The organism is Pseudomonas fluorescens (genome assembly GCF_900636825.1).
Classification (GTDB): domain Bacteria; phylum Pseudomonadota; class Gammaproteobacteria; order Pseudomonadales; family Pseudomonadaceae; genus Aquipseudomonas; species Aquipseudomonas fluorescens_BG.
In genome coordinates this window covers 4144039-4165882 of the sequence record NZ_LR134318.1, presented here as the reverse complement: position 1 = coordinate 4165882, position 21844 = coordinate 4144039, and the positions used below count along the sequence as shown (strand labels likewise).

Sequence of the window (21844 nt, the reverse complement as noted above, 5' to 3'; positions counted from 1 at the left end):
TTCTTTTTTTCATTCATTCGTTTTCGCAAATCCCCGCCGACAAAGCTGCCAGGGCGACTCTTGAGTCTCAACACGGCATGCGCAGCTTTGGAGCATGGGTCTTTGCGGATGCACTTAGAGGCAGACCCATGACCCAGGAAACCGGCGGATTCGCCGCTTTTAATCTCAATCCGAATATTCTTGCAGCCGTCGCAGCGACCGGCTACGAAGAGCCTTCGGCGATTCAGCAGCAATCGATCCCGATCATCATGGCCGGCCAGGACATGATTGGCCAGGCGCAAACCGGTACCGGTAAAACCGCCGCGTTCGCACTGCCTATTCTGCATTGCATCGATCCTGCCAAGCGCGAACCGCAAGCCCTGATCCTGGCGCCAACCCGAGAGTTGGCGCTGCAAGTAGCAACCGCTTTTGAAACCTACGCCAAGCAAATGCCAGGCGTCACGGTCGTGGCCGTTTACGGCGGCGCGCCGATGGGCCCGCAACTCAAGGCAATCCGTAATGGCGCACAGATCGTTGTCGCTACTCCGGGTCGTCTGTGCGACCACCTGCGTCGCGACGAGAAAGTCCTGTCGACCGTGAACCACCTGGTTCTCGACGAAGCGGACGAAATGTTGAAGCTGGGCTTCATGGATGACCTGGAAGTCATCTTCAAGGCTCTGCCAGCGACCCGTCAGACCGTTCTGTTCTCGGCGACCCTGCCGCAGTCGATCCGCGCCATTGCCGAACGCCACCTGCGCGATCCGCAACACGTGAAGATCCAGACCAAGACCCAGACCGTTACCGCGATCGAACAGGCTCACCTGTTGGTTCACGCTGACCAGAAGACCTCTGCCGTTCTCAGCTTGCTGGAAGTGGAAGACTTCGACGCTCTGATCATGTTCGTGCGCACCAAGCAAGCGACCCTGGACCTGGCAAGCGCCCTCGACGCCAAAGGCTACAAAGCCGCGGCGCTGAACGGCGACATCGCGCAGAACCAGCGTGAACGCGTCATCGACTCGCTCAAGGATGGCCGTCTGGACATCGTTGTTGCGACTGACGTTGCTGCCCGTGGTCTGGACGTTCCGCGCATCACTCACGTGTTCAACGTTGACATGCCGTACGATCCGGAATCCTACGTTCACCGTATCGGCCGTACTGGCCGTGCCGGTCGCGAAGGCCGCGCCCTGCTGCTGGTGACTCCGCGTGAGCGCCGCATGCTGCAAGTGATCGAGCGCGTCACCGGTCAAAAGGTTGCTGAAGTCCGCCTGCCGGACGCTCAGGCCGTTCTCGATGCACGCATCAAGAAACTGACCAACAGCCTGTCGCCGCTGGTTGGCGATGCCGAGTCGACTCACGGTGATCTGCTCGATCGCCTGACCGCTGACATCGGTTGCACCCCGCGTGCACTGGCTGCAGCCCTGCTGCGCAAAGCCACCAACGGTCAAGCGCTGAACCTGGCTGCCATCGAGAAGGAACGTCCACTGGTGCCGAACAACGCACCGCGTGGCGACCGTCCTGAGCGCACCGGTGATCGTCCTGATCGTGGTGACCGCGAGCGTCGCGCGCCAATGCCGCTGGGCGAAGGTCGTGCTCGTTGCCGCACCGCGCTGGGCGCGCGTGATGGTATCGCTGCCAAGAACCTGCTGGGCGCCATTCTCAACGAAGGTGGTCTGGCCCGTGAAGCGATAGGTCGCATCCAGGTGCGTGACAGCTTCAGCCTCGTCGAGCTGCCGGAAGATGGTCTGGACAAACTCCTGACCAAACTGAAGGACACTCGCGTTGCTGGCAAGCAGTTGAAACTGCGTCGCTATCGCGAGGATTGATCCGCCCTTGGGCTGATTGATCGAAGATAAAAAAATCCCCGACTGGTTCGGGGATTTTTTTGCCTGTTTTTCAGGATCAAAAGATCGCAGCCTTCGGCAGCTCCTACATTTGGAATGCGTTCCCCTGTAGGAGCTGCCGAAGGCTGCGATCTTTTGATTTCGCTTTTAACCGAACCGGTAAATATCCATCCCCAACGCCCCCATCGTGAACCCCTTGTGCGCCACGCTGAAATTGCCACCCGCACCCCGGGCAAAATACAGCGGTAACAGATGCTCATCGCTCGGATGGCTGCGCACCGCGTTGGGCGCCTGATGACGGTAGTCGTGCAGCGCCGCCTCATCGTCAGCCGCCAACTTCTCGATTACCCAGTCACGGAAATCCCGGGCCCACGGCTCAACGCTTTCCGGACCGGCATGCCAGTCCAGCTCACGCAGATTGTGGGTGATGCTGCCGGAGCCGATCAGCAAGATGCCCTGTTCGCGCAGGCTCGCCAGCGCACGGCCAACTCGCGTCTGCAACGCCGGCCCGCCGCGACTCGGTAGTGAGACTTGCACCACCGGAATGTCCGCCTGCGGGTACATGAGGGACAGCGGTACCCAGACGCCATGATCGAAAGGTCGCTGCGGATCGAGGCGCGCCGCCAGATCGTGCGCGTTCAACAGATCAGCTACTTCGGCGGCCAGCTGTGGATCGCCAGGGGCCGGGTATTGCACTTCAAACAGCGCGCGGGGAAAGCCGCCGAAATCGTGCCAGGTTTCCGGTTGCGGATTGCTGCTGACCAACAGTTCGTGGCTTTCCCAATGAGCGGAGACGATCACGATGGCTTTCGGTGTTGGTAACTCGGCGGCCAATCGCGCCAGAGCCGGGCCGCTGGCGCCGGGCTCCAACGCGAGCATCGGCGAGCCGTGGGAGATAAACAGGCTGGGAAACATGGACGGCCTCCTGAGCGTTAAGATGAGCCATCTTCAATCAGATCATTGATCTGAATCTAATATAAGTTTTAGCGGTTTTTCATCGGTTTTTCGGGAGGATCCATGCAGCCTGAGTTTTGGTACAAGAAATGGGAGTCGAACCAGATTGGCTTCCACCAACCCGAGGCCAACCCGTATCTGCAAAGGCACTGGCCGGATCTGGCGATTGCGCCAGCGGCTCGCGTACTGGTGCCGCTGTGTGGGAAGAGTCTGGATTTGCTGTGGCTAGCCGAGCAAGGGTATCGCGTCATCGGGATCGAGCTGTCGGAGAAAGCCGTGGAGGATTTTTTCAGCGAGCATCAAGTTGAGCCGCGAATCAGTGAAGAGGGCGCTTTCAAGGTCTACCGCAGCGATGCCATCGAGTTGTGGTGCGGCGACTTCTTTGCGCTCACGGCCGAGGATGTCGTCGGTTGCACGGCGTTCTATGACCGCGCCGCACTTATCGCCTTGCCAGCGCCGATGCGCGAGCGCTACGCGGCCCATCTGCAGCGGCTGCTACCTCGAGAGACGAAGGGACTGTTGATTACCCTGGATTATGACCAGGCGCAGATCCCTGGGCCGCCGTTTGCGGTGAGCGATGACGAGGTTCAGCACTTGCTGGGTGGAGGTTGGCAGGTCGACCAGCTGGATGTGCGGGATGTGTTGAGCGAAAGCCCGAAGTTTTTGCAGGCCGGGGCGCAGTGGCTGGTGGAACGGATTTATCGGGTATCTCCCAGATAATTCTGTGTAATGAGTTCGGCCGTTATCGCTGGCAAGCCAGCTCCCACGGATTCGGCATTGATCACAAATGTTGTGTGCAACCCGGACTTTGTGGGAGCTGGCTTGCCAGCGATGGGGCCGTCACACACAGCCGATTCTTCAAGGCAAAAAAAGGCCCGCATCACTGCGGGCCTTTTCTTACATGCTTGGAATCAACCGCGGCGACGCAGCGCGTCGATCCGCTCTTCCAGCGGCGGGTGGCTCATGAACATGCGGGCGAAGCCCTGTTTGATGCCACCGTTGATGCCAAAGGCGTTCAAGGTGTCCGGCATGTGCACCGGCAGGCCTTGTTCGGCGCGCAGGCGCTGCAACGCGCCAATCATTGCGCTGGTGCCGGCCAGACGAGCACCGGCTTCGTCGGCGCGGAATTCGCGTTTGCGCGAGAACCACATGACGATTGCGCTGGCCAGAATGCCCAGCACCAGTTCGGCGAAAATGGTCGCCACGTAATAGGCGATGCCTTGGCCTTCTTCGTTCTTGAAGATGACCTTGTCGACGAAGTTGCCGATGATTCGCGCAAAGAACATCACGAAGGTGTTCACTACGCCCTGGATCAGCGCCAGCGTCACCATGTCGCCGTTGGCAACGTGGCCAATCTCGTGGGCCAGTACGGCTTTCACCTCATCGGGCGAGAACCGCTCGAGCAGGCCTTGGCTGACCGCAACCAGCGCGTCGTTCTTGTTCCAGCCGGTGGCGAACGCGTTGGCTTCGTACGCCGGGAAAATACCGACCTCAGGCATTTTGATCCCGGCTTCGCGAGACAATTGCTCGACCGTTTGCAGCAGCCATTGCTCGTGACGAGTGCGAGGCTGGCTGATGATCTGGGTGCCAGTGCTCATTTTCGCCATCCACTTGGAGATGAACAGCGAGAACAGCGAGCCGGCGAAACCAAAGACCGCACAGAAAACCAGCAGCTGACTGAGGTCGAGATCGACCCCGTTGGCCGCCATGAACCCGTTGAAGCCAAAAAGGCTCAGGGTGATGCTGCCTATCAGCACGACCGCCAGGTTAGTGGCCAAAAACAGCAGGATGCGCATCATGGTTGTAGAAATCTCCTCAAGCTAAAGATGTAGCGTACTGCGGGGTATATAAGGTGCCGCACCGGGCTATTCAACTGAGTGACTATTTCAAACTGTGTCCTACAGCTGATTCTTCGGTGGGTACCCCGTTTCCCACGCCCGCTACGGGCATGGAGGACGACGAGCCGCGACCCGTCGCCATTACGTCAGACGCATGTGATCGATATGAATCGCAAGTGTAGAAGGCGTGCAAAGATGCGGACTGCAGAAGTGTTGCTGAATCAGACAGTGCGCGACATCGGTCGGTCGCGCACTGCTGGCCAGTTACTGGCGATAGGACTTGAGGAAGTTGCCGATTCGGCCGATGGCCATTTCCAGATCATCGACGCGAGGCAGTGTGACCACGCGGAAGTGGTCCGGCCACGGCCAATTGAACGCGGTGCCTTGCACTACCAGCAGTTTTTCGGAAAGCAGCAGATCGAGAACGAATTTTTCGTCGTTGTGGATCGGGCAGACCTTCGGATCGATTTTCGGGAATGCATACAGCGCGCCCATCGGTTTGACGCAGCTTACGCCGGGAATATCGTTGAGCAATTCCCAGGTGCGGTTGCGCTGTTCCAGCAGACGGCCCTGTGGCAGCACCAGATCGTTGATGCTCTGATAACCGCCCAATGCCGTCTGGATCGCATGCTGGCTCGGCACGTTGGCGCACAGGCGCATGTTGGCCAGCATATCGATGCCTTCGATATAGCTCTGCGCGTTGTGCTTCGGCCCGGAAATGGCGATCCAGCCGGAACGGAAGCCTGCGACCCGGTACGATTTCGAAAGACCGTTGAAGGTCAGGCACAGCACATCGGGCGCCAACGATGCGGTGCAGATGTGCACGGCGCCGTCGTAAAGAATTTTGTCGTAGATCTCATCGGAAAACACCACAAGGTTGTGCGCGCGGGCGATTTCCAGCATGCCCAGCAAGACTTCCTTCGAATACACCGCGCCGGTCGGGTTATTCGGGTTGATGATGACCATCGCTTTGGTGTTCGGGGTGATCTTGGCCTTGATGTCGGCCAGGTCCGGGAACCAGTCGGCGCCTTCGTCGCACAGGTAGTGCACGGCGTTACCACCGGCCAGGCTGACCGCGGCGGTCCACAGTGGATAGTCCGGAGCTGGCACCAGCACTTCGTCGCCATTGTTGAGCAAGGCCTGCAACGACATCACGATCAGTTCGGACACGCCGTTGCCCAGGTAGATGTCTTCGATGCCGACACCTTCGACCTGTTTCTGCTGGTAATACTGCATCACCGCCTTGCGTGCGCTGAACAGGCCTTTAGAGTCGCTGTAACCCTGCGCGGTCGGCAGGTTGCGGATCACATCCTGAAGGATTTCATCCGGCGCCTCGAAACCAAACGGTGCCGGGTTGCCGATGTTCAGCTTGAGGATGCGCTGGCCTTCCTCTTCCAGTCGTTTGGCGTGCTTGAGCACCGGGCCGCGAATGTCATAGCAGACGTTGGCGAGCTTGTTCGATTTGCTGAACTGCATGGCGATGTGATCCCGAAAATGAACGATCCAGACGCTGTATGAACTACCGTACTGGGATTCCTGCGTTTGCTTGCCAGCCGGCTGCCGGAAAAAATCCGTTTGAGTGCGTGTAACGCGGCTGCCAGACTGGCATCAAATGAGGCGCAATCATACGTGCCGCCCGATCCGTGGAAAAGGTACAGATCGGGCTTTTTCAGCCGCCGAGGTGTGATGATGGAAAAGTTGCAAAAAACCCTGGAAGAATGGAAAGCCATGCTCGACCCCGAGCAGTACAACGTCTGCCGTCTCAGTGCGACCGAGCGACCGTTCTCCGGCAAATACAACGACACCAAAACCGACGGTGTCTACCACTGTGTGTGCTGCAACGAGCCGCTATTCGATTCGACGACCAAATTCGACTCCGGTTGCGGCTGGCCGAGCTTTTACCAGCCGATTGGTGAGAGTGCGATGACCGAAATCCGCGACACCAGCCACGGCATGATCCGCACCGAAGTGAAATGCGCGCGCTGCGATGCCCATCTGGGCCACGTGTTTCCCGATGGACCGCCACCGACCGGCCTGCGTTATTGCATCAACTCGGTGTGCCTGAACCTCGAACCCCGCGGGTAGCCAGCCGATCAACCCCTGTAGGAACTGCCGAAGGCTGCGATCTTTTGATCTTGTTTTTGCAAATCAAGATCAAAAGATCGCAGCCTTCGGCAGCTCCTACACGGGGATATTTTTAAACAATTGAATTGCACACAATTTAATTGCTCGCTATGTTTGGCCCTTCACGATTGCCAACGGAGCTTCATGCCATGAGCGACAACCTGCTGAACATTCCATGCACCACGATCAAAGGTGAACAGAAGACCTTGGCAGATTTCGCCGGCAAGGCGGTATTGGTGGTGAATACCGCGAGCAAATGCGGGTTTACCCCCCAGTACAAAGGCCTCGAAGAACTGTGGCAAACCTACAAGGATCAAGGCCTGGTGGTGCTCGGTTTCCCCTGCAATCAGTTCGGCAAGCAGGAGCCCGGTAACGAGGGCGCCATCAGTGAGTTCTGCGAGCTGAATTTCGGCGTCAGCTTCCCGCTGTTCAAAAAAATCGACGTCAACGGCGCCGATGCTCACCCACTGTTCGTGCAGCTGAAAAAGCGCGCCCCGGGTGTACTCGGCTCCCAAGGGATCAAGTGGAACTTCACAAAGTTTCTGATCGGCAAGGATGGTCAGTTGGTCAAGCGCTTCGCGCCGACGACCAAACCGCAGGACCTGAGCAACGAGATCGAAGCCCTGCTCAAATGAAACGTTTGCCCGCTGGTTCCCTGAAGCTCGACAACCAGTTGTGTTTCAAGCTGTATGCCGCATCCCGGGCAGTGATCCGCGCTTACAAACCAATGCTTGATCAGCTCGGCGTGACGTACCCGCAATACCTGGCACTGCTGGTGCTGTGGGAATGGCAGGACGACGCGCCGGAGCAACCGACGGTCAAGGCGCTGGGCGAACGTCTGGCGCTGGATTCCGGCACGCTGACGCCTTTGCTCAAGCGACTGGAGCAACTGCAGTTGGTACAGCGTCAACGTTCGGCGCGCGATGAGCGGGAAGTGCATTTGAGCCTGACCCCCGGCGGCCGGGCGTTACGCGAGCAGGTTGGGCCGCTGAAAGCGCGCCTGTTGTGTGACAGCGGTGTGGATCTGGATCGCCTCAACGATCTGCGCGCCGGTCTCGATCATCTCCTGGGGCAGATCAAGGCGTTGTCGTAGACGGCATCCATTGGTCGAGCAATGCCGCCAGCTCCTCGCGGCGGAACGGTTTCGCCAGGTAGTCGCTCATGCCCGCCGCCCGGCAGCGCTCGCGCTCTTCGGACATGGCGTTGGCCGTCAACGCAACGATCGGCAGATTCGGCCAGCGCCCGCTCTGGCGGATCTGCCGGCTGGCTTCATAACCATCCATCACCGGCATGTTGCAGTCCATCAGAACCAGGTCGAAGTCATGAAACTCCAGTTGGTCCAGCGCTTCGGCGCCATGGGCGGCGACTACGACCTCGCAGCCAAGCTTGCCGAGCATGCCTTTGGCGACCAATTGGTTGACCGGGTTGTCCTCCACCAGCAGCACGCGGCCGCGGATCAAGGCCGGTGCTGTTTCAAGCCGTGCATCGTTGACCGTGGCCATATCCGGTTGCAGGGTCCTGCGCAAATTCTGATAGAGCGCGTTGCGCGCCAACGGTCGCGCCTGTTGCTGCAACGGCGCGAGGGCGGCGGCCTCTTCGCTGGGCAGGAAGCTGCCGTACGCAGTCACCAGCAGAATCGGGGCGACGATTGCCGGTCGCAGACCGAACAGGCATTCCGGGCAATCGGTGATCAGCACGTCCGGCGACAGGCCCAGAAGGGAATCGTCGATGGTGCGTTGCTGATAGTCCAGCCCCCACACCGGCAGCACACGTTGCAACAGTTCGGCGAGGCCACTGCTCGCGGACGTGATTGCCAGGACTTTACCGTTCAAAGGGGGCAGGGCGAGCGCACGTGTGTGGCAGGGCAGTGGCAGCTCGGCGCAGAACTGACTGCCGAAACCGGTCTCGGAGCTGATGGTCAGCCGCCCCTGCATGGCTTCGCAGAGGTTGTAAGTCAGTGCCAGCCCCAGCCCGGTGCCGCCGTACTGACGGGTAATGCCGGCGCCGGCCTGGGTGAACGGCTGGAATATTTTCACCTGCGCGTCCTGCGCGATGCCGATGCCGGTGTCGCAGACTTCGATACGCACGCCGTCCTTGTTGACTGAGAGCCGCACGTCGACACGGCCAAAACGAGTGAACTTCAACGCGTTGGAGAGCAGGTTGCTGACGATCTGGCGAACACGCGTCGGATCGCCCAGCACCAGCGCCGGAAAATGCGGATCGATCAGGCACGTCAGTTCGACGCTCGGCGCGGCATTTTGCGAAAGCAGATTGGCCGTGTCCTCGGCCAGCGAGGCGAGGTCGAACGGAATGTGCTCCAGTTCCAGTTGCCCGGCATCAAATTTCGAAAGATCGAGGATATCGTTGAGCAACTCCACCAAGACCTTGCCCGAGTCGTGGGCAATCGACAGTTGCTGCTGTTGTTCGGGATTCAGCGGACCATCAAGCGACAGCGCGATCATCCCCAGCAAGCCATTGAGCGGTGTGCGAATTTCATGACTCATGTTGGCCAGAAACACCGATCGCGCTTCGGCCATCTCCAGCGCGGTGCTGCGTGCAACTTCAAGTTCCTGATTGGACTGGCTGAGCCGAGCATTGATTGCTTTGAGTTCGGCGGTGCGCGCCGACACCATGGTTTCCAGTTGCCCGAGGTAGTCGGTCAAGCGATTTTCGGCGTTGCGGCGTTGCTGTATTTCCGTGGCGATATTTTCGAACTGTTGGTTGGCCACTTTGACCAGCACGCCGATTTCGTCGTTGTTGTGCCCGGCGGGGCATTCGAGGATGGTCGGCTCGGCGCTGCGCGGGTCGCGGTCACTGAGCTCGCGAATCACCCGCACCAGCGGTTTGGTCAGCATCACGTAGAACAACGCCAGGAGCAGGCCAGTGAGAATCAGGCTGCGGGCGAAGCCATTGAGCAACGTGACCTCGGCCCGGCGCAGAAAACGGCTGCCGAAGGCGTAGGTGTCGACCTCAAGGCGCAGGACACCGAGGGATTCGCCAGGCAAATGGTCGAGATAGAGGCGATCCTCGAACTGCCGCTCGGCGCCGAAAAGGAAGTCACTGATCACCCGATAACCACTTTGCAGTCCCGGGCGTTTGACGCTCGCCAGCACGGTACCGTTGTTATCGGTCAGTTGCGCAGCAATCACCGCTGGCGAGCGCAGCAGGCCCATGGTGAGTTCCTGGGCCAGTTCGGCGTCGATGTTGTAAGCAATGCGTGAAGCCGGGTTATGGCTGATTTCCAGCAAAGACAGGATTTCACGGTTGATGGACGCGTCTTCACTGGCATAATCGATGCCGATTTGCAGCAGGCTGAGCAGCGTGCCCAGAATGAACCCGACCAGCACAGTAAGCCTGGCTTGCTTGTATGACAGCCGGTGGGTGAATTTGATATCCATGGGGTGTTGAACCACTTCCGTTTCCCTTCGCTGCTCAAGCATAGTCGATCATGGATGGATACCGAGGTTCCCGAATCGCCTTGTAACAAGGCGCTGTGCGGGTATTTTGGTCCGTGTGTCGTCGCGAAATCGCCATCATCACTGTGAAAGTGCCCGAGGAGAAGACGTGGATTCCCGATTGAATGCTTTTCTTGAACGCGCCGAGTCGGTCCTGGCGCGCATCGAACCGTTGCTGCCGGCGCCACGCCCGGACATCGACTGGGGCACCTGTCTGGCCGCACGCTGGCAGCGCGACGGCCGCAGCGGTTATCTGATGCCGCTGGAAGTCAGTCTCGACATGCGTCTGTCCGATCTGATTGGCGTAGATCGTCAAGTGGAGCAGTTGGGGCGCAATACCCAGCAATTCCTTGACGGGATGCCGGCCAACCATGCCTTGCTGTGGGGTTCGCGCGGTACCGGCAAATCTTCGCTGGTACGCGCGCTGCTGGCCGAACACGCCGGTGTTGGTCTGCGACTGATCGAGATCGAGCGTGATCATCTGGCCGACCTGCCGCGGGTGGTTGAGCAGATCGGCAAGCTTGCGCAGCGCTTCGTGCTGTTTTGCGACGATTTGTCGTTCGAATCGGGCGAGGGTGATTACCGCGTCCTCAAAAGCGTGCTCGACGGCTCGCTCGAGCAGGCGCCGGACAATGTGTTGCTGTACGCCACCTCCAACCGGCGCCATCTGGTGCCGGAGAAGGAAAGCGATAACGAAAACTGGAAACGCGTGGACGGCGAACTGCACCCAAGTGAAGCGGTGGAAGACAAGATCGCACTGTCTGATCGTTTCGGCCTGTGGCTGTCGTTTTATCCGTTTACTCAAGAACACTTCCTGAACGTCGTCGAACACTGGATCGGCCAGTTGGCTGCGAAGGCCGGCCTGAGCTGGCAGCGTGACGAAGCACTGGACATCCTTGCGGTGCGCTGGGCCACCGGCCGCGGTAACCGCAACGGACGTTGCGCGTACCAATTCGCTCGTTACTGGGTGGGACTGAAATTGTTGGAGCACAAGGCATGATTGATTTGCAACAAAGCGGCCAAGGCCTGGAAGGTTACGGCATGTTGGCCGCACAGCTGGAATCGCTGCTGGCGGACGAGCGTGATTTTATCGCCAACGCGGCGCAGTTTTCGGCGTTTCTGTTCAACCAGCTCGATGACCTGAACTGGGCGGGTTTTTACCTCAATCGCAACGAAGAACTGGTGCTCGGCCCGTTTCAGGGGCAGATCGCTTGTGTGCGCATTCCATTTGGTCGCGGTGTCTGCGGCGCAGCAGCGGCGACGTTGCAGACGCAGCGGGTGGAAGACGTTCATGCGTTTCCCGGCCATATCGCGTGCGACAGTGCGTCGAACAGCGAGCTGGTCGTGCCGCTGGTCAAAAACGGCCGCCTGATCGGTGTTCTCGATCTCGACAGTCCGAAGCTGGCGCGTTTTGGCGAGCAGGACCAAGCAGGCATCGAGCAACTGGCAGCGATTTTCCTGCGCCTGACCGACTGCTGATCACTCTTGAAGGCCAGCCTTGCGCAGCAGGCTGGCCGGATCCACTGCATCGATTTGTTGCGGGTCGAGAAAACGGCTGGCGTACTGCAAGTACACGCCCTCGCTGATGAACAGGCCAAACAATTGCGCATCGATGTGCGCTTCCCGGGACATCGTTGCCATGATGCCCAGCGCCTCGCTCAGAGATTTGGCTTTCTTGTATGGCCGATCCGCTGCCGTCAGCGCTTCAAAGATGTCGGCAATCGCCATCATCCGCGCAGGCAGACTCATTTCCTCACGCTTCAGGCGTTTCGGGTAACCGGTGCCGTCCATTTTCTCATGATGGCCGCCGGCAATTTCGGCGATGCTGTCCAGGTGGCCTGGGAAGGGCAGGCGGCTGAGCATCATGATCGTCTGCACCATGTGATGATTGATCATGTAGCGCTCTTCACGGGTCAGCGTGCCCCGAGCGATGCTCAGGTTATACAGTTCGCCGCGATTGTATTTGTAATGCGGCACATCCAGCTTGAAACCCCAGGGATTGTCTTCCGGGATCAGTTCGTTGGCGTCGCGTTCGAGCAGATGCTCGGGCTTGTCCGCCAGAAGCCGTTCGCTGACCGGCAAGCGCGGCGCCGGCGTACGCGCCTGCCGCTTGCTTTCCTCCCATGACACGCCCAGACGGTCGTCCAGTGTGCGCACCCAGGTGCGTTGCGCCACGCCATCGAGGCGTTGCCGATCTGCCTCGGCCATGGTTTCCACGCCCAGGTTGCAGCGAGCGACGAACGCAAAGTCCTCGTCCAGCGCTGCCAGCGTGGTGTCGCGCATTTCGCTGAGTGCAACCTCGTTACCGCCCTTGGCCAGCGCTTGCCAGTAATCTATCCAGGCATCGCGTTTGAGTACTTCGAAACGTGTGCGGATTTCATGAATGCGGTCGTTGATGGTTTCCAGTTTGGTGGCTTTGTCGACTACATATTCCGGGGTGGTGATCTTGCCGCAGTCGTGCAGCCATGCGGCGATGTGCAGGGCCTCCCACTCGTCTTCGGTCGGCTGGTAGGCGCGAAAGGCCGGGGCCTGGCTGGCAGCGGCGGCCTGAGCGAGCATCAGAGTCAGTTCGGGTACACGCTGACAATGGCCGCCGGTGTAGGGGCTTTTAGCGTCGATGGCGCCGGCGAGCAATTGGATGAATGCATCGAGCAGCTGCTTTTGTCGGGCTTGCAGTCGCTGGCTTTCGATGCTGACCGCCGCCGCACCGGAAACGGCCTGCAGGAAGGCAATGCGGTCAGGTCGCAGTTTCTCCAGTTCGCCCGCAGCGCCGCTGTCGTTTGACAGGAGAATCAGCAGGCCGATGGTTTCGTCGTGGCGATTGTGCAGGCGAATACCGATCAGGTGGATACGTGGCGCCTCCATGGCCAGCAGAACCTTCTGCAGATCTGCCGCCTGATCGTAACCCAAATGGCAGACCACATTGTTGCGACTGACCAATTGCTGAAACCATGTCGGCCCCGTGTTGTTCTGCAAGTCATGGCCCTGAATATCGAACGCCTCCAGCGCTTGGGACGTGCCGTTGATGACCAGTCCGTAAGGCTCCATCCGGTTGCCATCGCTTTCACGCAGGTAGATCAAACCGGCTTGAGCCTGGGCGATCTGCACAGTTTCGAACAGCACCCGTTGCAGCAACGGTGCGAAACGGGTTTCGGCGCCGAGCGTGTCGGTGATCCGGAAAAAACTCGCCAGGGTGTCTTTCATCCGCGCCATCGACAGGCTGAGCTGGTCGATTTCCAGCACCGGCGAGCGCCGTGCGAGCGGAAAGTCGAAGTCGAAGCTGCGGATAGCGTCGGCTTCCTTGACCAATGCGCGCAGCGGTTTGACCAGCAGCCGGGAGATCAGCCAGCCCAGCGGCAGGCACAGCAGCAAAGTGGTCAGGGTGATCAGCGCGCCTTGCCAGCGCAGGCGATAGGCATCGACCAGCAACTCGTCCTCGGGCACCAGCAAAGCCAGTTGCAGACCTTGCGGGCCACCCTCCTGAATGCTACTGCGGGCGACGATCCATTGGCGATCGTCAACTTGCAGCCGATTGCCGCGGTGTTGACCGTCGAGCAGGGCATGCAGGGCCGGGCTCAGGTCGGCGACTTTGGCCAGATGCGCATTTCGGTCATCGACGATCAGACGGCGGCTGTCGGGGTAGGCCACTGCATTGCCATCGGCATCGAACAGGGCAATTTCCGTCGACGGCGTGACCTTGTGCTTGCTCAGGGTGGCGGACAGCGTCGCCAGGGTCAGATCGGCACCGATGACCGCGTTTTCACCGCTGCGCCGGGCGAGGGTCGTACCGACATTGCGCGTGGAAAAAAACACATAGGGTTCAGTGGTGATCTGTTCGGATTTGCTGCGTGCGTCGGCAAACCAGGCGCGACTGCGCGGATCGTAGGCCTCGTCGCTGTTGTCCCGTTGCCCGATAGGCGTCAAGGTTCGATCGAAGAACAGCGATTGCGACTGCGCAGTGCCTTGCCCATCGTGTTCGATGCTCCAGACCTGATAGACGGCAGCATCCGGTGCCTTCAGCTGGTCCCTGAGTGCGGCCGTCCGCAGCGGCCGCACCATAAAGAAATCGCCATTGGCATAGCCCAGGTAGAGCGAGGCGAGGTTGGGGTTGTCGGTCAGTGACTGGCTGAACGGCTTGAGCAACGGCAAGCGTTGTTCAAGGTGGGTGGCCTGGCTGGCCGGGTTCTCCGCCAGCAGGCTCAGCAAATGCCGGATCGGCTGGTAGGTGGCCGCCATGTCGAGGCGCACATCCTGCTCGATCCGTTCAAACAGCTTTTCGCTGCTGGAGAGAATGATCTGCGTGGTCTGGCGGTAGTGGAACAGGCCCAGCACCACGCCGGTGAGCAACAACAGGAAGGTGAACATGACACTGATGTGCACGTGCAGCGGAAACCGGTGTTGCTCCGGGCGCAGTGGGCTGGGCATTTCGGACTCTCCATGATGTTTAACTCACTGCTCAGCGCCCAAGCATAGTTAAGCCCCGTTCATTTTGCCTTGCCCGGTCAGGGTCAATTGTTGCTCCAGTGCTTGCTCAAGATCGAGCATCGCAATGCCGCTCGCGTCGCGTCGCTGATTGATCTCGTGGGGCGACAACGCCTGGGCGCAGGCTTGTTCGAGGGCGTCGCAACATTCGATCAGCTGTTTTGCCTGTGCGATGCGCGCGGCGCCCTTGATTTTATGGGCGATCAGCGCCAGCGCATGACGATCGTTTTCGGCGGACAACGCCAGCAATTCCTCACGATCAGCGCGATTACTGTTGAGCAGTTCGGTCATCAGGCGCCTGGCCTGGGCGGGATTACCGCCGGTGAGCAAACTCAATCCGTCAACATTGAAGGCAGGACAACGTGCGGCGGGCTGGACGCCTCCGACCCATTGGCTGAGCACGTTCAGGCTCAGGGGTTTGAAGAGGCAGTCGTCCATTCCCGCCTGTTTGCAGCGTTGCACTTCCTCAGGCAAGGCATTGGCCGTAAAGCCGAGCACGATGCAGGGCGGTTGTCTGTTCTGCAGCTCATGCTGGCGGATGGCACCGGTCAACTCATATCCATTCATCAACGGCATGTTGCAATCGGCAATCACCAGATCGAACTGACCCTTCTGCCATTGCTCGAAGCCGCTGCGCCCATCTTCAGCGGTGCAGAAGCGATGGCCGAGGAACTCCAGTTGCTGACACATCAGCAAGCGATTGGCCGGATGATCGTCGACCACCAGAACGTTTAACGGCGCAGCGGAAGTGTGGATGGCGGGTTCGGGTTTTGCCGTGGTGGCCTCGGCGGCAAAAGTCTCCATGGGCAGCGACATGATGACCCGGGTGCCGATGCCGGGGTGGCTGCTCAAGAGCAGCTGGCCGCCCATCATTTCGCAAAGGCTGCGACTGATGACCAGACCCAGTCCCGCGCCGCTTCGGCTGCGCTGGCCGCCACTGTCGGCCTGGGCGAAGGGTTCGAACAGACGCTGCTGGTCCTCGGCACTGATGCCGACGCCGCTGTCCTGCACTGTCACTTGGAGGAGGCCGTGTGCCGGAGCGTCTGCAGGGATCAGGTCGAGCGTTATCCTCACCTGGCCCTGCTCTGTGAATTTGATGGCATTGCTGATCAGATTGGACAGCACTTGCTTGAAGCGCAGCGGATCAAGGCACACGTCGACCGCGAGTTCCGGCGGGTTAATCGTCAGCAGCAGCGACAGGTTTTTCTGCCGGGCCAGACCCTCGAAGATGCGCACCACAGCGTTGACGGTGTCGATGAGGTTGACCCGCTCAGGCGTCAGGCTCAGACGCCCTGATTCGATTCTGGCGATATCGAGAATGTCACCGATCAGTCCGAGCAGGTCTTTGGCGGATTGGTAGGCAGTGTCGATCGATGAACGATCGGCATGCTCCGGGGCCATGCGCCTGAGTGTCAGTTCCAGCATGCCGATCACGGCATTCATCGGCGTGCGGATTTCATGGCTCATGGTGGCGAGGAAGGTGCTTTTGGCCCGATTGGCGTCATCGGCCTGTTCCTTAGCGGCGCGCAGATCGTCCAGCAACTGTCGGCGCTCGCTGATATCGATCCAGCCACCGATAATGCCCTGCACATCGCCACTGGAGTCGCGGTAGGGGAGGATCCAGTGGTAAATGGTCAGACGCTGGCTGCCGATGTGCAACGGGCGGTCCAGCACCAGCGGACGGCCTTCGGCAATCACGCGCTGATAATCGGCGTGAAAAGCGCGGGCTTCGAAGGCATTGCTCAATGAGCCCTCCATCACGGTTTTGCCGATTACGTCTTCGCGCTGGGCGCTGAACGCCTGCAGGTAGCTGTCGTTGCAACTCTGCAACAGTCCCGCGCGGTCGCGGACGTAGATCGGGTGAGGTGTACCGTTGACCAGCGAGCGCATGAATTCGAATTGATCGCTCAACGCGCGCTCCGCTGCCTTGCGTTGATTGATCTGGCGCCGCATGTAGGCATTCCACGCCAGCAGCAGCATCAGCAGCAGACACGCACCGAGCACCACCTGATAGAACAATCGCTGGTAGTTGCGCCAGGCGCTTTGCGATGCGGCAGAGTAACCCCGCCAACGACCGTTGATGACGCCGAGTTCTTCAGGGGCAATGCTCAACAAGGCTTTGTCGAGGATCGAGGCCAGCTCCGGGTTGTCCCGTGCAGTGGCCAGTGAGAAAGCGGCCTGACCGGTGCCGATGGTGGTAGTGATCTGTAGCGGCTGCTCAAACATCCGTGACGAGATGAAATAGTTGGCAATGACCAACGTGTTGATGGCGCCATCGACGTGACCGTCGGCGAGCATTGATACGGCGCTGAAGGTGTCCGCTGTCTCGATCAGGTGAATGCGGGGGAACTCGCGGCGCAGATATTCGACCATCGGATTGCCCTGGGCGATTGCCAGTTGCTTGTCCTTGAGCTGGTTCAGGTGCGACGGACTGTCGGCAGTCTTGCGGGTCAACAGGACGTAAGAGTTCTCCAGATACGGACGACTGAAGCTGAGGGTTTTTTCCCGTTCCGTGGTCGGCAGCAACGCTGCGATCAGGTCAGCCTGATGGGCGTCGATCTGTTTGATCATTTCGGCATCGTTTCGACTGCGGCGGATCTGGAAGCGCAGGCCGGTGCGCAGGCGGATCAACTCCAGCAGATCCGCGCTGATGCCGCGCAAATTGCCATCGCTATCGAAAAACGTCAGCGGTGCAAAAGCCTCGTTTGCCACCACCTTGACCACTGGGTGACGTTTCAGCCAATCCTCTTCCCGCTGGGTCAACTGCAGCTTTTGGTCGGTAAGCAGCAGGTCGCTGCCAGCAGTCCAGCGTTTGGCGATATTGTCGCGCTCGCCACGGGGTATCGCTTTGATCACTTGATCGATGACGCTCAACAGCGAGGTATTGTCCCGGCGCACTGCGAAGCTGAAACCGTTGGCTTCCTGCTTGCCGAAATTGGCCATGCGCACGTTGTTCAGATAGCCCTTGTTGATCATGTAATGGGTGGAAAGCGTGTCGCCGAGAAAGACGTCGGCCTGGTCGAAGGCCACGGCGTTGATCGCATTCTGGTAGGAGGGATAGCAGGTAATCAGTGCTTTGGGGTACAGCGCTTTGACTTCGGCCAGCGGCAAATAGTGATAAACCATGCTCAGGCGCATTCCGGCCAGTCCCTCGCTGAGGCGACGGGTTTCACCTTCGCGGGTGACCAGGACGGGCTGGTCGACGGCGTAAGGCTGGGATAATGCAAGTCGGGCGTCGTCGGCTTCGAAACCGTTCGCCGTGCCCAACAGATCTATTTTCCCGTCGACCAGCGCCCGGATCGCTTCAGCCCGGGAGGCAAACCGGCGGATGCGGATGGGCAACTGCGTGGCCTGACTCAGCAAGCCGGCGTAATCGGCGGTCAATCCTTCGTAGTCACGACCGCTGACCGTCATGTCGAAGGGCGGGTAATCAGGGGCGGAGGTTCCCAGGACCAGTTCGTTGCGGGTCTGCAACCATTGCCGTTGCGGTGCCTCGAAAACAACCTGGACCGATTCGCTCGCCGACCGGCTCAACAAGGCAAAGTCTGACGAGGTGTCGGCGCTGGTGCGCAAAGGCATGCACAAGCAAATAAAAATGCTCAATGCAATCAGGTAGTCCTTCAATCGACTGGGCATGTTGCCTCTCACACAAGTGCGTTTCGTTTGGCCATCTCGATAAGTTCTACAAGGGACTTGGCTTTGAGTTTTTGCATCAGCCGTTTTTTATAAGTGCTGACTGTTTTGTTGCTCAAAAACATGCCTTTGGCGATTTCCTTGTTAGTGCGTCCCTGGGCAAATAACTGCAGAACCATCAACTCGCGGTCATTCACCGCTTTGAATAACTCTAGCTCCGTATAGCGGGCATCATCACTGCGCACGGGATTCAATGCCTGGCTGGGGAAATAGTTGTAACCGGAAAGTACAGCCTTGATCGCACTCACCAGTTCGCTCAAGTCTTCCTGTTTGCAGACATAACCGGATGCGCCCGATTGCATGCACCGAATGCCGAACAAGGTGGGGCATTGCGCCGTCAGGATGAGGATTTTCAACGGTGAGCCCATCGCGTTGAAACGGGCGAGTACCTCGAGACCATCCAGTTTGGGGATGCTGACATCGAGGATGACCAGATCTGGCGCGCACTCACGGACCATTTGCATGGCATCGACCCCGTTATCGGTTTCGCCGACGACCTTGTAACCCTCATGTTCCAGCAACATTCGAACGGCAAGACGTATGACCGGGTGATCGTCGACAATAAAAACGGAGTTCATAATCAAATCCCATACAAGCACGAATAAAGCGCGCACCTTAGCTCAGATGAATGAATGGTCGCAGGGACCGATGGGGTCTCAGAGGCTATATGGGAAAAGTCCTACAATTAAAAAGGACTGGGACTACCACTGTGCTGGGCCGTGCGTAAGTAACAGCACTTGTGTTTATAGGCGAAAGTCGAGAACGTTGTGTTGGCGAAGACAGTTTGCCCGTCGTGTTGTTGTTTGTTTAAGAGTTTTGTTTTCGAACCGTTGGCAAGAGTGCGGTCAATGTCGTTGTGGGTACTCGACCGACCCGTTGACGGGTCGGTCCAGCGGTGGGTTTTCAACGGTGGGAGCGACCGGTCATTTCCAGCGCCATGTCGCTGGCGTAGCTGTCGGTCATGCCCGCGATGAAGTCGATCATGCGCAGGAAAGACGCGTGCAGCGGGCTGTTCGGGTCAGGCGCGTTGTTGCCGAGCAAGTCGAGAATCCTGCGACTCTTGAAGGAGGGTGTGCGCCCATTGTGTTGTTCAAGTGCGGCACCGCAGAAAGCATTCAAGAGGATTTCCAGCGTGGTGTAGGCGCCGATTTCGTGCAGAGTCTTGCGTTTATCCTGAAAGATTTTCTTGCGCGCCATGTCCTTGGCATTCAACACGCAACGCTTGGCGGGGCCGTGCATGTGTTCCACCAGGTCGCCATGCAGCGTGCCGGCGAGCAATGCGTCCTGCTGCTCGACAAATGCCCGCGCCGCAGCGTTGGTCAGATGTTCGATGGCTTTGCCGCGAAGAATGGCGAGTTTGCGTCGGCGCGAATCCTCCGGGCCGAGCTGGCGATAGGTTTCCGGAAGATCGTCGCCGACCAGGCCAAGCAGCAATGACTCGACTTCGGCGTATTCCAGCAGGTCCATTTCGAGACCGTCTTCCAGATCGATCAGCGCGTAACAGATGTCATCGGCCGCTTCCATCAGGTACACCAATGGATGCCGCGCCCAGCGTTGATCTTCGAGTTGCGGCAGGCCGAGTTTGTGGGCGATTAGCTCAAGCAGCGGCAGTTCACTTTGGTAGCAACCGAACTTGTGCTTTTTGTAACCGAGCGAATCGGCATGCCGAGCGGTCCAGGGATATTTCAGATAGGTCCCGAGCGTCGCGTAGGTCAGGCGCGTACCGCCGTCGAATTGATGGTATTCGAGCTGCGTGAGCACGCGGAAGCCTTGGGCGTTGCCCTCGAAATTGAGGAAGTCACCGCGCTCCGCTTCGCTCATGCCGTCCAGCCAGCCACGCCCGGCGGCCTGTTGGAACCAATGGCGAATGGCATCTTCACCAGAATGGCCGAAAGGCGGATTGCCGATATCGTGGGCCAGGCAGGCCGATTGCACGACCATGCCCAGATCGGCCGGATCACACCAGTCGGGGAGGGCGCTGCGCAGGGTTTCTCCGACGCGCATGCCCAGCGAACGGCCGACGCAACTGACTTCCAGCGAGTGGGTCAGGCGCGTATGGATATGGTCGTTGCTCGACACCGGGTGCACCTGAGTCTTGCGACCCAAGCGGCGAAAGGCACCGGAAAATATGATGCGGTCATGATCTTTGTGGAAAGGGCTTCGGCCGAGTTCCTGAGGGCTGTGCAGCGGCTTGCCGAGTCGTTCGCGGTTGAGCAGGGTTTGCCAATCCAAGGCTGATTCTCTCCGTCTGGTGACTGATCACCCTAGCTTCCCGGTTCAGCCCGGCGCCTGCAAGCGGAACTACAGGCCCGCCGCATCAATGTCGATCAACAGCAGCCGATCGCCGTTATCAAAAAACTGTCCGGCGGTCAGGCAATACTGATTGCTGGTTGCATCGCGATAGGTGTTGGAAAGCGTCAAGCGCCGTTCTTCCCAACCTTCAGCCAGCAAATGATAGAAGTACGGGCGCCACGACCAGTTGTGTCCCAGATAACGATTGTCAGCGACCCAACCGTTGTGTCGCCACTCAAGATTGGGCGTCAGTTGCGTGCCATGGCGGTCGCATTGATAGAACCGCAGCAACCATGGAAACGCCTCCAGTTGCGGTAACGCGCTCAAAGGCGCATGGGTCTGCGCCCAGGCTTGCAGGATCGCCATCAACTCGCTGAGTTGCTGGCGCATCTGCATCAACCGACCGCGTTCGATAAGCTTCTGCTGCACATAGCGCTGACGCAATTCGGCGAACCGCGGCACGAACGCGTCGCTGGCGAAAAACGCTTCTTCGGCCCGCGCGAAGAGAAAGCCCTGCACATAACGCGAGCCGCATTCCAGGGCGAAATTCAGCTGCGCCTCGGTCTCGACACCTTCGGCGATGATCCAGCAGCCGGTTTTCTCGGCCATTTGCGCCAGTGCCTTGACCACATCACTACTGGGGCCGCCCAACGCCGCGGCCTGGAACAGGCGCATGTCGAGTTTGAGAATATCCGGTTGCAGCGCGAGCACGCGATCGAGTTGCGAATAACCGGCGCCGAAGTCGTCGATGGCAATTCTTGCGCCGGCTTCGCGATAGCGCGCAACCACTTCGCTCAAGCGTTGACTGTTACCACCCAGTTCGGTGATTTCGAAGACGATGCGTTGTGGATCAACGTCGTGCCGCGCCAGTTGTTTGAGACTGGGCAGGGCCTGATCGGCCCGCAGGCGACTGATCCAGCGGGGCGACATGTTCAGGCTGAGAAACCATTCAGGCGGCGCGTCGCGCAGACGGCTCAGTGCATTGTCCCGGATCTGCCGGTCCATGCGACGCAGAGCGATGGCGGGTGTGCGCGGGTCGGCGAACAGCGGTCCGACCGAGGTCAGTTGGCCATCGGCCTGGCGCAGGCGACCCAATGCTTCAACGCCTGCGATGCGTCCGGTGGCGGTATCGATGAAAGGCTGAAAGCAGGCGAGCGGTTGCCCGTCGATCACGGAGCCTCCTTAG

The 21844-nt window shown here is 59.3% G+C and carries 16 protein-coding genes; 7 read left to right on the top strand and 9 right to left on the bottom strand.

Annotation, left to right across the window (positions count from 1 at the left end; genetic code table 11):
• Nucleotides 1-128: 128 nt before the first annotated feature.
• A complete protein-coding gene (locus EL257_RS18810) occupies nucleotides 129-1802 on the top strand; it encodes a DEAD/DEAH box helicase (RefSeq protein ID WP_126365161.1) in 1674 nt (557 codons plus the stop codon).
• 165 nt (nucleotides 1803-1967) lie between these two features.
• On the opposite strand, the gene EL257_RS18805 is transcribed toward EL257_RS18810, so the two are convergent.
• Nucleotides 1968-2735 carry a DODA-type extradiol aromatic ring-opening family dioxygenase gene (locus tag EL257_RS18805; RefSeq protein ID WP_126365159.1) on the bottom strand — a complete coding sequence of 256 codons (768 nt, stop codon included), beginning with the start codon at nucleotides 2733-2735 and terminating at the stop codon, nucleotides 1968-1970.
• A 102-nt stretch (nucleotides 2736-2837) separates the two neighbouring features.
• Between EL257_RS18805 and EL257_RS18800 the strand changes: the two genes are divergently transcribed.
• Entirely contained in the window at nucleotides 2838-3494 is a 657-nt protein-coding gene (locus EL257_RS18800) for a thiopurine S-methyltransferase (RefSeq protein ID WP_126365157.1), read from the top strand.
• Nucleotides 3495-3685: 191 nt separating this feature from the next.
• Here EL257_RS18800 and htpX read toward each other — a convergent pair whose 3' ends face one another.
• Nucleotides 3686-4573 (bottom strand): protease HtpX, encoded by an 888-nt coding sequence (gene htpX / locus EL257_RS18795; RefSeq protein ID WP_126365155.1) that lies wholly within the window; start codon nucleotides 4571-4573, stop codon nucleotides 3686-3688.
• A 303-nt stretch (nucleotides 4574-4876) separates the two neighbouring features.
• Nucleotides 4877-6088: a pyridoxal phosphate-dependent aminotransferase gene (locus EL257_RS18790; protein ID WP_126365153.1), complete on the bottom strand. Its 1212-nt coding sequence runs from the start codon at nucleotides 6086-6088 to the stop codon at nucleotides 4877-4879.
• 213 nt (nucleotides 6089-6301) lie between these two features.
• On the opposite strand from EL257_RS18790, the gene msrB reads away from it, so the two are divergent.
• From msrB to EL257_RS18770, 3 genes are all read left to right on the top strand, one after another.
• Nucleotides 6302-6697 (top strand): peptide-methionine (R)-S-oxide reductase MsrB, encoded by a 396-nt coding sequence (gene msrB, locus EL257_RS18785; RefSeq protein WP_126365151.1) that lies wholly within the window; start codon nucleotides 6302-6304, stop codon nucleotides 6695-6697.
• A 188-nt stretch (nucleotides 6698-6885) separates the two neighbouring features.
• The gene (locus tag EL257_RS18775) at nucleotides 6886-7371 is read left to right on the top strand and encodes a glutathione peroxidase (protein WP_126365149.1); all 486 of its coding nucleotides are present in this window, start codon (nucleotides 6886-6888) and stop codon (nucleotides 7369-7371) included.
• Nucleotides 7368-7829 carry a MarR family winged helix-turn-helix transcriptional regulator gene (locus EL257_RS18770; protein WP_126365147.1) on the top strand — a complete coding sequence of 154 codons (462 nt, stop codon included), beginning with the start codon at nucleotides 7368-7370 and terminating at the stop codon, nucleotides 7827-7829. The genes EL257_RS18775 and EL257_RS18770 overlap by 4 nt, the downstream gene beginning before the upstream one ends.
• On the opposite strand, the gene EL257_RS18765 is transcribed toward EL257_RS18770, so the two are convergent.
• Nucleotides 7813-10134, bottom strand: coding sequence for a hybrid sensor histidine kinase/response regulator (locus tag EL257_RS18765; protein WP_126365145.1), 2322 nt, complete (start codon nucleotides 10132-10134; stop codon nucleotides 7813-7815). The genes EL257_RS18770 and EL257_RS18765 overlap by 17 nt on opposite strands.
• A 166-nt stretch (nucleotides 10135-10300) precedes the next feature.
• On the opposite strand from EL257_RS18765, the gene EL257_RS18760 reads away from it, so the two are divergent.
• Nucleotides 10301-11191, top strand: coding sequence for an ATP-binding protein (locus tag EL257_RS18760; RefSeq protein WP_126365143.1), 891 nt, complete (start codon nucleotides 10301-10303; stop codon nucleotides 11189-11191).
• Nucleotides 11188-11670 (top strand): GAF domain-containing protein, encoded by a 483-nt coding sequence (locus EL257_RS18755; RefSeq protein ID WP_126365141.1) that lies wholly within the window; start codon nucleotides 11188-11190, stop codon nucleotides 11668-11670. Before EL257_RS18760 ends, EL257_RS18755 begins: the two co-directional genes overlap by 4 nt.
• Here EL257_RS18755 and EL257_RS18750 read toward each other — a convergent pair whose 3' ends face one another.
• The 5 genes from EL257_RS18750 to EL257_RS18730 form a co-directional block, all read right to left on the bottom strand.
• Nucleotides 11671-14616: an HD domain-containing phosphohydrolase gene (locus EL257_RS18750; protein WP_126365139.1), complete on the bottom strand. Its 2946-nt coding sequence runs from the start codon at nucleotides 14614-14616 to the stop codon at nucleotides 11671-11673.
• A gap of 48 nt (nucleotides 14617-14664) precedes the next feature.
• The gene (locus EL257_RS18745) at nucleotides 14665-18309 is read right to left on the bottom strand and encodes a transporter substrate-binding domain-containing protein (RefSeq protein WP_126365137.1); all 3645 of its coding nucleotides are present in this window, start codon (nucleotides 18307-18309) and stop codon (nucleotides 14665-14667) included.
• Between the two features lie 8 nt (nucleotides 18310-18317).
• Nucleotides 18318-18944 (bottom strand): response regulator transcription factor, encoded by a 627-nt coding sequence (locus EL257_RS18740; RefSeq protein WP_126368184.1) that lies wholly within the window; start codon nucleotides 18942-18944, stop codon nucleotides 18318-18320.
• Between the two features lie 325 nt (nucleotides 18945-19269).
• A complete protein-coding gene (locus tag EL257_RS18735) occupies nucleotides 19270-20598 on the bottom strand; it encodes a deoxyguanosinetriphosphate triphosphohydrolase (RefSeq protein WP_126365135.1) in 1329 nt (442 codons plus the stop codon).
• Nucleotides 20599-20667: 69 nt separating this feature from the next.
• Nucleotides 20668-21831, bottom strand: coding sequence for an EAL domain-containing protein (locus EL257_RS18730; protein ID WP_126365133.1), 1164 nt, complete (start codon nucleotides 21829-21831; stop codon nucleotides 20668-20670).
• Nucleotides 21832-21844: the final 13 nt, after the last annotated feature.

What these genes read in the sequence shown, in the direction of transcription:
- EL257_RS18810 (WP_126365161.1), top strand. Translation starts at nt 129, where the DNA reads ATGACCCAGGAAACCGGCGGATTCGCCGCTTTTAATCTCAATCCGAAT.
- EL257_RS18805 (WP_126365159.1), bottom strand. Translation starts at nt 2,735, where the DNA reads ATGTTTCCCAGCCTGTTTATCTCCCACGGCTCGCCGATGCTCGCGTTG.
- EL257_RS18800 (WP_126365157.1), top strand. Translation starts at nt 2,838, where the DNA reads ATGCAGCCTGAGTTTTGGTACAAGAAATGGGAGTCGAACCAGATTGGC.
- htpX (WP_126365155.1), bottom strand. Translation starts at nt 4,573, where the DNA reads ATGATGCGCATCCTGCTGTTTTTGGCCACTAACCTGGCGGTCGTGCTG.
- EL257_RS18790 (WP_126365153.1), bottom strand. Translation starts at nt 6,088, where the DNA reads ATGCAGTTCAGCAAATCGAACAAGCTCGCCAACGTCTGCTATGACATT.
- msrB (WP_126365151.1), top strand. Translation starts at nt 6,302, where the DNA reads ATGGAAAAGTTGCAAAAAACCCTGGAAGAATGGAAAGCCATGCTCGAC.
- EL257_RS18775 (WP_126365149.1), top strand. Translation starts at nt 6,886, where the DNA reads ATGAGCGACAACCTGCTGAACATTCCATGCACCACGATCAAAGGTGAA.
- EL257_RS18770 (WP_126365147.1), top strand. Translation starts at nt 7,368, where the DNA reads ATGAAACGTTTGCCCGCTGGTTCCCTGAAGCTCGACAACCAGTTGTGT.
- EL257_RS18765 (WP_126365145.1), bottom strand. Translation starts at nt 10,134, where the DNA reads ATGGATATCAAATTCACCCACCGGCTGTCATACAAGCAAGCCAGGCTT.
- EL257_RS18755 (WP_126365141.1), top strand. Translation starts at nt 11,188, where the DNA reads ATGATTGATTTGCAACAAAGCGGCCAAGGCCTGGAAGGTTACGGCATG.
- EL257_RS18750 (WP_126365139.1), bottom strand. Translation starts at nt 14,616, where the DNA reads ATGCCCAGCCCACTGCGCCCGGAGCAACACCGGTTTCCGCTGCACGTG.
- EL257_RS18745 (WP_126365137.1), bottom strand. Translation starts at nt 18,309, where the DNA reads ATGCCCAGTCGATTGAAGGACTACCTGATTGCATTGAGCATTTTTATT.
- EL257_RS18740 (WP_126368184.1), bottom strand. Translation starts at nt 18,944, where the DNA reads ATGAACTCCGTTTTTATTGTCGACGATCACCCGGTCATACGTCTTGCC.